The organism is Paenibacillus sp. PK4536 (assembly GCF_028594455.2).
GTDB classification, from domain to species: Bacteria; Bacillota; Bacilli; order Paenibacillales; family Paenibacillaceae; genus Saccharibacillus; species Saccharibacillus nuruki.
On sequence record NZ_CP126313.1, the window covers coordinates 4,920,789 to 4,933,271 of the forward strand.

The 12,483-nt window shown below is 38.9% G+C and carries 11 protein-coding genes; 3 read left to right on the forward strand and 8 right to left on the reverse strand.

The window, feature by feature from the left end:
* Positions 1-43 precede the first annotated feature (43 nt).
* Positions 44-301, forward strand: coding sequence for a GlsB/YeaQ/YmgE family stress response membrane protein (locus PO903_RS21770; protein ID WP_069329254.1), 258 nt, complete (start codon positions 44-46; stop codon positions 299-301).
* Between the two features lie 222 nt (positions 302-523).
* Positions 524-1,609, forward strand: coding sequence for a mechanosensitive ion channel family protein (locus PO903_RS21775; protein WP_069329253.1), 1,086 nt, complete (start codon positions 524-526; stop codon positions 1,607-1,609).
* A gap of 130 nt (positions 1,610-1,739) precedes the next feature.
* Here PO903_RS21775 and PO903_RS21780 read toward each other — a convergent pair whose 3' ends face one another.
* Both PO903_RS21780 and PO903_RS21785 read right to left on the reverse strand, forming a co-directional pair.
* Positions 1,740-2,525 (reverse strand): alpha/beta hydrolase, encoded by a 786-nt coding sequence (locus PO903_RS21780; protein ID WP_137223374.1) that lies wholly within the window; start codon positions 2,523-2,525, stop codon positions 1,740-1,742.
* Between the two features lie 212 nt (positions 2,526-2,737).
* Positions 2,738-2,905 carry a hypothetical protein gene (locus PO903_RS21785; protein WP_175425225.1) on the reverse strand — a complete coding sequence of 56 codons (168 nt, stop codon included), beginning with the start codon at positions 2,903-2,905 and terminating at the stop codon, positions 2,738-2,740.
* A 381-nt stretch (positions 2,906-3,286) separates the two neighbouring features.
* On the opposite strand from PO903_RS21785, the gene PO903_RS21790 reads away from it, so the two are divergent.
* Positions 3,287-4,003 (forward strand): S-layer homology domain-containing protein, encoded by a 717-nt coding sequence (locus tag PO903_RS21790; protein WP_273594549.1) that lies wholly within the window; start codon positions 3,287-3,289, stop codon positions 4,001-4,003.
* Positions 4,004-4,190: 187 nt separating this feature from the next.
* Here the strand turns inward: PO903_RS21790 and PO903_RS21795 are convergent, their stop codons facing one another.
* The 6 genes from PO903_RS21795 to mdcH form a co-directional block, all read right to left on the reverse strand.
* A complete protein-coding gene (locus PO903_RS21795) occupies positions 4,191-4,742 on the reverse strand; it encodes a GNAT family N-acetyltransferase (protein ID WP_273594550.1) in 552 nt (183 codons plus the stop codon).
* Between the two features lie 50 nt (positions 4,743-4,792).
* A complete protein-coding gene (locus PO903_RS21800) occupies positions 4,793-6,808 on the reverse strand; it encodes a S9 family peptidase (RefSeq protein WP_273594551.1) in 2,016 nt (671 codons plus the stop codon).
* A 492-nt stretch (positions 6,809-7,300) separates the two neighbouring features.
* On the reverse strand, positions 7,301-8,260 hold the full coding sequence (locus PO903_RS21805) for a DNA-3-methyladenine glycosylase family protein (protein ID WP_273594552.1): 960 nt from the start codon (positions 8,258-8,260) through the stop codon (positions 7,301-7,303).
* 210 nt (positions 8,261-8,470) lie between these two features.
* Positions 8,471-9,517 carry an HD-GYP domain-containing protein gene (locus PO903_RS21810; RefSeq protein WP_069329247.1) on the reverse strand — a complete coding sequence of 349 codons (1,047 nt, stop codon included), beginning with the start codon at positions 9,515-9,517 and terminating at the stop codon, positions 8,471-8,473.
* Between the two features lie 365 nt (positions 9,518-9,882).
* Complete coding sequence (locus PO903_RS21815) at positions 9,883-11,352, reverse strand: carboxylesterase/lipase family protein (protein ID WP_273594553.1); 1,470 nt, start codon at positions 11,350-11,352, stop codon at positions 9,883-9,885.
* A gap of 171 nt (positions 11,353-11,523) precedes the next feature.
* Entirely contained in the window at positions 11,524-12,456 is a 933-nt protein-coding gene (gene mdcH, locus PO903_RS21820) for a malonate decarboxylase subunit epsilon (RefSeq protein ID WP_273594554.1), read from the reverse strand.
* Positions 12,457-12,483: the final 27 nt, after the last annotated feature.

The following is a 12,483-nucleotide window of genomic DNA, read 5'->3' on the forward strand; positions in this document are numbered from 1 at the left end:
AACTATCTTAAAAAAGACATTTAATTATTAGGAGGCGACAACAATGGGTTGGTTATGGGCATTAATCGTAGGTGGTATTATTGGTTGGATCGCAGGTATGATCGTAGGACGTGACGTTCCAGGTGGTATTATTGGTAACATCATCGCAGGTTTCATCGGTGGTTGGTTAGGTAACATGTTGCTTGGTACTTGGGGTCCAGAAATCGGTGGATTCTTCATTATTCAAGCGATTATCGGTGCTGTGATTGTTATTGCTATCGTGAGTGCTATCATGCGTTCTTCTAGAAGATCACGCGGTTAACACACATCATTATGTATCATAAGATATTCAATATTTTATGATCTCAAAAAGTCTGTTCCTTCGGGAGCAGGCTTTTTTTATGCTTTTATGTCGTAATTCTTTTCTTATAAACCTTATCCTTTTCACGATGTTAGAAGCTGTTTGCTTCGGCATTCTATCGAACAGGTGCAAATCGGTTAATAATAGATAACAACATAGATGATGAAGCAAAGGATGGTGGATATGTATTTTTATTCGTTGTGGGACAATCTAGTTGCATGGTATTACAATATCCGCTGGATTGATCTACTTGTATCAATTGCAATACTGATTGTTTTTTTAGCTTTCCGCAAATTATTTACACGCTATTTATTTACTTTTGTTTTACGCCGATTTGATAGTCATCTAGCTGTTCTTCGCTGGTTGCAAGCTTTTGAACGACCACTACAAGCCTTTTTTACTTTAATCGGTACTTACTTGGCTTTGCGATACTTTATGCATGAACAATGGACATTTATTATCGGGATTGACCGTATTTATCGCAGTATTGGCATTATCCTTTTGGGATGGGGAATCTATAATGTGTCTGCTTCCTCTTCGCTTATGTTAGAAAGTATGAGTAAGCGATTTGGATTGGATGCTACAAGCATGATTATTCCTTTTCTATCTAAAGTATTACGTGTGATCGTTGTTGTACTTGTTATAACAATTGTCGGTGGAGAATGGGGATTCAGTATTAACGGTCTAGTCGCAGGTATGGGGCTTGGAAGTCTTGCTGTGGCTCTAGCTGCTCAAGAAACACTAAGTAATGTAATCGCAGGGATTATTATTATTTTGGAAAGACCGTTCTCGAAAGGTGATTGGATCTCTACACCGGATATCGAAGGGATTGTCGAAGATATTACGTTCCGTAGTTCCAAAATCCGTACTTTTACTGATGCACTGGTGATTGTACCCAATTCCAAATTAGCTGCACAACCGATTACTAACGGTAGTCAAATGGGAAAACGCAAAATTTCGTTCCCTCTTCGGGTGGCTTTAGATTCTAATCGAGATGCCTTAGCACGAGTGGTTTCTCGTATTCAATCAGAGTTAGATACAGATGATAATGTCGTAGCAGATTCCGCTATGGTCAAATTCAATGAATTTAACGAAAGTAGTCTGGGTATTCTGGTGCAATGTTTCACTAAAACCGCTGCTTGGGGCGAAAATCTGGAATACCGTCAACATCTTAATCTGATGATTTTAGATATATTAGAAGAAGAAAAAGTGAAATTAGCTTATCCAACACAGCGTATCGTCATGCAAGAAGTGGAAGCTTCTTCTTGATCATCATGTATAACATTCTATAGCCAACAATGACTTATATAAAAATATTAAAAACCACCTATTGGGAGCCTTAAGACCAAACAGGTGGTTTTTGTTATGTGTATAAAATTGATACGATAAGTAAAGTGGTCTATTTACGAAGAGGCAACCATTCCAGTACACGTTGGATTTTGGTATCCCAATATCCCCATTCATGCTCGCCTGGCTCTTCTTCATACGTTAATGCTAATCCCAATTGCTTCACATGATCACGGAACCGAATATTATGCTCATACAAGAAGTCTTCTGTTCCACAGCATTGATATAATTGCGGAACTTCGGTGCTATTAGATTGAGCAAGTTGTTCTGTCAGATAAAATAAATCATTTTCTGAACCACGTAATTCTTCAACTGTTCCGAAAATGCGTTCTAGCTCTTGAGTGTAGGCAACATCGCCACGTTCATACAATGCGCTTGCATCAGTTGCTCCAGATAGGCTGGCTGCGGCTGCATAACGATCAGGTCGACGTAAGCCTAGCTTGAGTGCGCCATAACCGCCCATTGACAAACCAGCTACAAAACGGTCTTCACGACGATTAGACAGCGGGAAAAACGATTCAGCGAGTTGTGGTAATTCTTCACTCACGAACTTGAAGTAATCTCCGCCTTGCTTCATATCTGTATAAAAACTACGATGTGCCGCAGGCATTACAACTGCAATACCATATTCTGCTGCATAGCGTTCTATCGATGTCCGTCTTAACCAGATCGAATGATCATCAGATAGACCATGTAGTAAATACAATGTAGGATGCTTACCTCCGGTTACTTTACCTTCCATTCCGATTTGAGAATGAGTTTCCTGTGGTAAAATCACATTCATTGTAGATGAAAGCCCTAGTACTTCTGAATAGAAATCACATTGAATTAAAGCCATATTATCTCCTCCTCTTTTAATATCATACCCTTTTTCGAAAATGAAAGCGATTTTATAATAACAAATATAGGTAAACAAAATAAAAAAAGCAACCTTCAGCGAATCAATTCACTGGGTTACTTTTGAAGGTATTCTATGATATGCATAACGGTAAGCATGTATTCATAAAGAAACATGCTTAATATGTATTCTATGTTTTTTTATCGTTTTAATTAAGCGCGAGTTTTAACAGGGATTCGTGTAGAACTCAATTGTGCATTCAAAATATCTTGAAAACTTTTAGGTGTTTCTTTATCCGCTGCTTTTTGAACGGTTGCGTTTGATTGCTGTCTGAAGTGGTTGTAGTTGTATGGTGTCATGTGGTGAATACTCATATTCATTTGCTCCACGCTTCCTTTCGTCCGTCAAATTTGTTTGTTTTTGTTTTGTATCTTGTAATGTGTATATACCCCTGCTTTTTGAGAATGAAAACATAAATTAAACATATTTTGAACTATTTTCGTTAATTGATTCTATAGACCCTGATCCGTCAAAAATCTCATTATGTTAACTAGGACTTCATTTGTCGAATGCTGTATAAAACAAATTCTAAAGTCCTATAATCGACAATATGAATTTAGTTACATATAATTCTAAAAGTAAATATTCCTAAAATCAATTTATAAAAATTTGACTATCTTTTTGCAACTTATTTTAAATCCTTTGCGTCTGTAAGGATAAGCAAGCCAAGTAAGGCTAATAATTAACCGAGGTGATTGGTAATGAGAAACAAACAAAAATGGATGACATTCGTTACGGCTTCAGTATTGACACTATCTTTAAGTAGCCAAGCTTTTGCAGCGAGTGGGGATTTTACAGATATCAGTAAAGTACCAGGTCATGAAAAAATTGAATCGTTAAAAGATCGTGGATTTATTAATGGCGTTACAGCAGATCAATTCAAACCTAATCAAACGATCAATACAGCGCAAGGTGTGCAAATGATCGTCAATAGTTTCCAATTAAGTCTAGCGGCTTTTACTTTTATTAAAGCTCCAGAAGCGAAAGACTTTTATAATAATGTTAAAGATAAAGTATGGTATTCAGACGCATTTATTATCGCTAATCTAAATGGTGTTGATATTCCAAAAGATGTGAAGCCTGCTGCTAAAATGACAAAAGAAGAATTTACAACTTTTGTGATGCAAGCGATGGAAAAAGCCGGTAATATGCCGATGATCAATATTAAACCTGTTGAGATTGCAGATGATAGCAAAATCACTCCTTCTTATCAGGGTGCTATTCAGCGTTCATTAGCACTAGATATCAACAAGTTAGATAGTAAAGGTAACTTTGATCCAAAAGGCGAGGTAACTCGTGCTGAAGCAGCAGTCATGATCTACAATGCTTTAGAGTATATGAGTCATCTCAAAACACCTACTGTTGATCCTATGCCTGAACCTTCTCCATCTCCATCCGACGATAGTTTAGATAAATAAAAATTACTTTTACTTTCACGTTTATTTTTGAGTGAATATTCTATTATTCTAAATAGCGAATACAATAGTTAGTGTTCACTTTATAAGCTGTATAAACAAAAAGAGTCTATCCCTAGGTAATATAGGAATAGACTCTTTTTTTACTGTAATGCATCACCATACATTATCAATGAATATGTTCTATACTCTAGACCTCACTTTGCATCTGATGATGATTCCATTCTTCACGCAAAATACCCATACGAATCGAATCGTAATAAACACCGTTATATAATCTACATTTACGTAAACGTGCTTCCAGCATCATGCCTAATTTGTAACCGACTGCAATCATCCGTTCATTGCCTGACCATGTGGTGAATCCTACCCTTACCAGTGGCATTGCTGTAAATAAATGATCGATCCATAATATCAGCGCTCTGGTACCATATCCCCCGCTCCAGTAAGCAGGATCATAAATCACAATCCCTACTTCTAACCATAATGAAGGTTCATGCTCCCAGTAATAACTGACAATTCCGATGATATGCTGATTCACTTCAATCACCCAAAAGCTCGGACTTTCTATAATACGCAGTCGATCTTGCCAGTATTGCTCATAAGGAACGTGAACATGATCATAATAAGGAGCATCCCACTTTTTCCATTCTGGAGATTCGTCTTTATATATTAAGTCCCATAATATTGGAATATCGGCTTCAGTTATCGGACGAATCTGTAATTCTTGATCGGTATGCACGATACTCCTTCAGCTCCTTTGATCTGACTTTTTGGATCTTACAGTGATATCTATAAATACTGATTAAACCAATCAGCAATATGATTCAGTCGTTGTATTCGTAATTGAGGATGACCGCTACGAGATAACTCATGATTGGCATCCGGGAAACGAACAAACTTGGTCACTGCATTCAACCGTTTTAACGCTATAAACCATTGTTCAGCTTGCTCAATTGGGCAACGCAGATCTTTTTCACCATGTAATATCAAAATAGGTGTTTTGACATTCTGCACATATGCTAGCGGGGAATGATCCCATAAGGTATTGAAATGTTCCCACGGATTGCCTGCAATCTGATCTTCTACAAAATAAAAACCAATATCGCTTACCCCATACATCGACATCCAGTTGCTGATCGAACGCTGAGTGACTGCTGCTTTGAATCGATCGGTCTGTCCTACAATCCAGTTGGTCATAAACCCACCATAGCTACCGCCCGTTACACCTAATCGCTCTTGATCAATCCAGTCGTAATGCTCGATGGCATAGTCTGTGATTTCCATCAAGTCTCGATAATCACCACCACCATAATCATGACGGCATGCATTTACAAATAATTGACCATAACCATGACTACCACGCGGATTACCATAGATTACAGCATATCCTTGCGAGACTAATAGCTGAAATTCAAGCATAAAAGTATATCCATACATCGCATGAGGACCACCGTGAATTTCTAGAATAGTCGGCACTTTCTGATTGTCTGCTTGATCTCCGGCTGGACGCATAATCCACGCTTGAAGACTTTTGCCATCTACAGAAGTGACACTCATTTCTTCAGGCTTGCTTAAGATCAGTTCAGCAAGCAAAGCATCATTATGGTGAGTCAGACGTGTCTCAACTTCAGTCTCTGGATGCCAGTAAAACAATTCACCCGGTTGCAATGGATCAGCCGCAATAAAGACGATATGTTGCTGTGCTGTACGGGCAAAATAGTGAATATTACGCTCTCCACACAGTACCGTCTGATAACCTGAACCATCTGTAGCAATCGATAGTAAATGACAAGCACCAAACGTAGTACATAATACATCAATCGCTTGTCCATCCAAATGATAAACAGGCTTATACGTTGAACTTAGTCCCGTATCTCCTACTACAGCATTCAGCAGCATCATATCATCGTGATCACATAACCCTGTAATCGTTCCACTCGCTAAAGACAATTGATACAGTCGATTCAGCGTCGCATTGTAATAAGATTGATCATCTGCTACCATCGCAATAGATTGTCCATCTGGTGACCAAGTCAGACTGGAAATGACATATTGATGATCTGTCCATTTGCGTTGCTCATGACCTTCCGTGTTGATCGTAAATAGATCATTTTTGCGTGAAAAGTCAGGATTTTCTTCATCTTCTGTAGGAATATGAGCGACATATGCAATCTGCTGTCCATTCGGTGACCAGGCAAAATCTTCAACATCATATTCTCCTGCTGTGATCCAAGTTCCCGATGGATCAGCTAGCTTATGTACATATAGATGTGTTCGTCCTCCATCCCATAATCCACCACTATCCGATTTGTAAATGATTCGATCGATTTCTAAAGCCTTTTTGGATAAAGGAACCGACGAATCTTCTCTAGGATCTGATGATTCGTTAGACGTTTGCTGGGCTGATACATTATTTGTCGCTGCAATTAATAAGGACTGACTATCCGGTGACCAGACAAAAGAACCTACTCCTTCAGCCAAATGAGTCACTTGATGTGCTTCTCCACCATAAGCAGACATGATCCAGATCTGGAAATGGGAATCAGACTCCTGTTTACGTAAAAAAGCCAGTTGCTTCCCGTCTGGTGACCAAGCAGGAGCACGATCATGAGTGCCTGCTGTCCATTGAATATCTTCACTACCATCTGCCTGCATCCGTCGCAAATGGGAATCATATCCATCTTGCTTCTTATTTACCTTCTGCATTTCATATACAATTGTACCGTCTAACGGTGAGATCACCGGATTTTTGACCCAATGAAACCGATATAAATCTTCTGCAACAACGCCTCGTCGACTTCCCATATTTCATATCCCCTATCCTCATTAGAGTCACAAAATGTATACGTATTCTTGCTTAAATACTATCTGATTACATTTTCAATCGCAAGAACATACCCCATAACCCACACAAATCAATCCCCCCTAAACATATTAATTTTCAACTCCCTAAAATCTCTAAAGCCCTTAAATTCTTAAATCTTTAAGTTCTTTAAAATCTTTAAATTCTTTAACCCTTTAAATTTTCTAAATCTATAACCCTTCCAAATCTGTAAATCTTCAAAATCCTTAAATCTTTAAAATCTCTCCAACTCCCCCTACCCCTCCCCTTATACTTCAATTTATAACTTGTGTTACCCCAAATGGTGCCAGCGAAGGGCGGAGGATTGTTCCGTAAGTCGCCTTTAAGACTCGGATATCGACCGCTTAGCGGTCATTCAAGATATCCGATCTTACCAGCGACGGTAGGAACCATCCACCGCTCGTAGCGTCCTCCCATTGAACACCCTACAAATTTCAGTACAAAAACCGCCATAAGTAAAACGTCGCATACGACTCCCACAACGACCAACCTGCGGATAATTCAAGAATATGAGCTTTGGTCGGCTTAGCATCCATTTTCAGCACATGCTTGATCGAATTGTGCAGACCGACATCATCAATAGGAAAAGCAGATGGCATGCGTAGACAACGCATCAATACATAATGAGCCGTCCACGGGCCAATCCCCCGGATTTTCACCAGTAATTTTTCAGCTTGTTTGACATCAGTTGCTTGTAAAAGCTCTTCTTTGGATAATGTACCGTTAACGATTAATTGAGCGGTATCAATCAAATATTCACACTTTTTCACAGTTGTCATGCCTGCCGCAGCTAATTCGTCGACAGTAAGAATAGCAATCGTCTCAGCAGTAGGAAATAGCCAGTAAGACTCACCATTGTAAATGAGTGCTTGTCCAAAATGCTCTACAAATCTTCGTTTTAATGTATAGGCAAATCCTAAATTAATCTGTTGACCAAGAATACCCCAGCAGATTGCTTCATATAGATCAGGAATTCCCATATTGCGCAATCCATAAAAGGAAACCACAGCTTGCTGGAGTAGCGGATCTTGCGCAGCCATTTTATAAAAAGGGGCAAGGTCTGTCCCTAAATCAAACCAATCGTATACATACTGAGCAACTCCTGTACGTAACGCAGGTGAAATGGATTGATCTTCTTCGACAAAACGGATCAACATATGATGCTCATCATAATCACTAATCTCAACAATCGTAGCTTCTTGACCGACAGCAATTGCTTTGTAGATCATTCCGTTGCGTAATGTATATAAACTCTCATTGGTAGCTGTTGATAAATGGCTATAATTTTCTGTAAAGCTAAATTCTTCGGGTACACGGATCAATAGATCTTGTCCATGATCTTTGGTAAAATCAGAAATCGACAGATTCGAGTCGGTATGAAGTTCATGTTGCATACGTGTAGTGTGCCTCCATTCGTATCCTTAATGAGTCAGATCACGATTTATCCTCATCAGGATGTATCAACCTATTAACCATCTATTCCTATTCATTAACGGTACTGTTGATAGCAGGAGTAACTTGCTGTAGACATAGCAAAAAGGAACTTGCGCTAACAAGTTCCTTTTCTTCTTATTTGAATGATGTATATATCGTATAGGGAGTACTTAGACAAAGATTTCTTCGATATGCAGTTCTCTGACTTTGGTTAAATCGACAAATTGATCATTTATCTGTATCAAAGGTCTAAAAATATCCAGTGGATTATTTAAAATAATCGTCCCTTGTTCTCCATTGGTCAATTGAACTTTTTTGCCGATCAGATTAGGAGCAAGATGATGAATTAACGCTTGAACCGGCTTTTCATTTAATTTGGAAAATCCTAATTCGTAAATGCTTTGCAATACAGCAACAAATCCTTGTTTGTTTTGTTGATTTTTGCTAGCAGTCATATTCACAAATACATCTGCTACTGATACGATCTGCGTAAATGGATGAATTCCACGTTTGTATAAGCGATTCGGATACCCTGAACCATCTCCACGTTCATGATGCTGTAAAGCAACAGATGCAGTCACTTTATCATTCATCGATTCCATAATAATATCGTATCCATAGGTGGTATGATTTTTGTATTCTTTGAACTCGGAGTCGTTTAATTGCTCAGGCTTGCTACGCAAAATAGAAGGCAGACGGCTTTTACCAATATCATGTAGATAGCCTGCTTTGCTAATGCGATAACAATCATGTTTGGAATAATCCAGCCATTCTGCAATATAGTAACTCAGCAAACCGACTTTGAGTGAGTGACTATAGAGATGATCGTCTTCTTTTTCTAAATTTAACAATAGTGCTACTACATCTTTTTGCGCATCCAGATCCAACAATAAGGGTTGCAACAATTCATCGACAATAGCTGGATTGAATTTGCCTTTAGTCAGTGCTTCCAAAAAGATGGACTGATATGCATCTATTGAACGATTGATTTTTTCTTTCAACGCAGGAGATAATCCTGTAATCGCTATCATATCAGCGACTGGTTTGATATCTTCTCTGGCATCAATATCAATGTATTCTACTTTATGGCGCAGTAATAAGGTGATATCTTCTTCTTTGATATCTACTCCTTTTTTTAATAACGGAACACCTGAACTATTAAATGTATCACTGCTTAATCGTTGGCCTTGCTTAAGTTCAGTAATATGTATAATCAATCACGATTCCCCATTTCATTATGTTCTATATTTATATATCAAAAATCAAAATAGCGTATATACGAGTAAATAGAAGCTAAATCAGTAACTATAGTTATAAAGTAATGATCATCTAGAAGTGTGCCAAAATGATGTATACCTTTTTCGATATTTACTCTATTATATCGACAAATTATAGAAATAATGTATAGCTCTTAATCCTCAATTATAGGTAAAATGTACTTCGCTTTTATGCAAAAATAGATTTATAGCTATAATCCGTTCTTTTTACTGAATATCTCTTATTTGCGAATACGAAAGTGAAATGCCAAATAAAAAAGATGAACCGGATAAAGATCGGTTCATCTCATGCTATTTACAACTGCTTAAGAATAAGAAATCAATTGTTGACGTTTGTCACTTTCTGGATCGTGTACCACATTTAACTGGCGATTAAAGACCATGGTAGAACGTTCTTTAAGATCATAATCAGACCACGGCAAATTGCTGGTCACCGGCATACTGTTATGCGCAAAATTAATCCAAGCCGCCTGCATTTGCTCTGCTAGATTATACGTATCTTCATCAATTTCTAATCCAAGATGAGCAAATAAAGGTAGATTGTTAAAAGCAAAAGCAATCTCAGCCCCATGTGTAGCTGTTCCTAACAACGGATGCCCTGGTTGACACCAATCAAATCGATACATCCATACTGGAGCATGTCCAATCTGTGCTTCAGCACATTGTAAAGCCGAACGCCAGAAGAACAAGTCAGTCATCAGATCAGCATGACCTCTTACAGTCAAAGGATATTGTTTAGATAATCCATGAGGATCTTCTCCCAACAAAGCTTGGACAATATTTACAATTTGAGTCTCGCTCATCAATTGAGTCGGTTGATTGAAAAATAACGTACCCTCTTCCAAATTCGTACCGATAATCAATGGAATATGTTTGGCTGAGCCATCTTTGATCGCTTGTATAGGTTCAACAGGTAAAGTGTGTGGATGAATCGTTGGTTGGAACAACAATGCCCATGTACCATTATCAAGCATTTGACTCACACGATTACCTGCTTGCAATATTTCTTCCGTTGAAGCGGTATACAACTTGGATAAGTCTTGTTCACCTACACCCAATGCTTGTACAAATCCGTCTGCAATTTGTCTGCTGACTTCTGTTGGCATTACTTGAGCGGCACCACTTTGCATAATAGCACTTTGGAATAACCCTTTAGCGGCTGGCATTGCCAAAAGAGATGCAATACTCATTGCACCTGCGGATTCACCAAATACGGTTACACGTTCAGGATCGCCACCAAATGCTTCGATATTGTTTTTGATCCATTCTAACGCCGCAATCTGATCCAACAAGCCAACATTGGAATGATAATCATCACCATAAGATGATAAATTCAAAAATCCAAATGGCCCTAATCTATAGTTAATCGTTATTACAATCATATCTCCGTTAACTGCAAGCGATGTTCCGTCATATAAAGGAATACTACCTGCACCTGTTACAAAAGAACCTCCGTGAATCCAGACCATAACAGGTCTCTTTTGAGTCGATTTATCCGAAGCCCATATATTCAAATATAAACAATCTTCCGATTGCACAGGAGGTTCGCTTCCAGAACCGAACATACTCGCTCCTTCATATACCGGTTGAGGAGCAATCGGACCAAAATGCAATGCTTCTTTCACACCTTGCCATGGTTGCGGCGGTCTTGGAGCTTGAAAACGCAGTTCTCCAACAGGTGGTTCTGCAAAAGGAACCCCTTTCCAGATCACTGCTCCATGTTCACGTATACCTTGTAATTCTCCGTATTGTGTATGAATTTGTGTCGTTTCCATCTTTTTCTCATCCTCTCTAATACGCTGCAACAAGATCAATCCAAATGGTCATTTATACATAATGACTATATTTATTATAGTACACTTCTTCTATGTATATAAACATGCGCTCTTCTTTTGAAGATAAGAGCACATGTTTATGCATGTATTTTGCGTATAGCTTAGATTACGTTAACGGTTATCTTGCTCTCGCTTTGCCAAAATGACTGCATTATCGAGCCGACTGGAAGATAAGGCTTCTACACGAGCTTCTGGAAAAGCAGCAGAAGCCAGACCACTTAATACTTGTCCGGGAGGCATTTCTAGAAATAACCGAGCACCTAATTCATAAAATAAAGTAGTCACATCATGCCAGCGTACAGGATGAGCAATATTTAAAGATAAATCTTCTATAATTCCTTCTGCTGTACGAATAGCACGCCCTTTATAATTACCTGCGTACGGGATCAGCGGACGAGACACTTCCATATCGTGCAGTGCTGTAGCTAACTGATCGGATACAGAAGATAATAACGGACAATGCGATGGCACACTGACATTCAATCGTTTGGCAGTATGTGCTCCTTTGCTTTTGCATGTGGTCAACAATTGGTCGATCGCTTGCCACTGCCCTGCGACAGTAATCTGTGTTGGAGCATTTAAATTAGCGATATATACTGGATGCTCTTCAGAATGAATACTCAGACGAATCTGTTCCACCTGACGCTGAGTCATCCCCGTAATTACACCCATCCCATACCCTTGTGGATAAGCTTCCATCATCAATTGACCGCGTAAGCGAGTTAGATGTAAAGCATCTTTGAACGAAAGTGAACCTGAAGCCACTGCCGCGGCAAAAGCACCTGCACTATGACCCGCTACAAGATCAGGAAGAACGCCTTCTGCCGCCAATGCTCTAGACACAGCTACTCCAGCAATACAAAGAGACATCTGCACATGATCGGTTGTCTGTAATGCTTCTTCACTATCCAGTTGATCGATCTTTAATTGTAAAAGGTCTTCTGCTTCTGTCAGTGTCTGCTTAATCACAGAATGATCCGGCAATTCATGCAACATCCCTGCACGCTGTGAACCTTGACCGGGAAAAAGCATGACTACACTCATCTGGCATCTCTCCTTCATCTGATCGTG

Bases quoted from the DNA above. Each gene is read 5' to 3' on its own strand.
- PO903_RS21770 (WP_069329254.1), top strand. From the start codon at position 44: ATGGGTTGGTTATGGGCATTAATCGTAGGTGGTATTATTGGTTGGATC.
- PO903_RS21775 (WP_069329253.1), top strand. From the start codon at position 524: ATGTATTTTTATTCGTTGTGGGACAATCTAGTTGCATGGTATTACAAT.
- PO903_RS21780 (WP_137223374.1), bottom strand. From the start codon at position 2,525: ATGGCTTTAATTCAATGTGATTTCTATTCAGAAGTACTAGGGCTTTCA.
- PO903_RS21785 (WP_175425225.1), bottom strand. From the start codon at position 2,905: ATGAATATGAGTATTCACCACATGACACCATACAACTACAACCACTTC.
- PO903_RS21790 (WP_273594549.1), top strand. From the start codon at position 3,287: ATGAGAAACAAACAAAAATGGATGACATTCGTTACGGCTTCAGTATTG.
- PO903_RS21800 (WP_273594551.1), bottom strand. From the start codon at position 6,808: ATGGGAAGTCGACGAGGCGTTGTTGCAGAAGATTTATATCGGTTTCAT.
- PO903_RS21805 (WP_273594552.1), bottom strand. From the start codon at position 8,260: ATGCAACATGAACTTCATACCGACTCGAATCTGTCGATTTCTGATTTT.
- PO903_RS21815 (WP_273594553.1), bottom strand. From the start codon at position 11,352: ATGGAAACGACACAAATTCATACACAATACGGAGAATTACAAGGTATA.
- mdcH (WP_273594554.1), bottom strand. From the start codon at position 12,456: ATGAGTGTAGTCATGCTTTTTCCCGGTCAAGGTTCACAGCGTGCAGGG.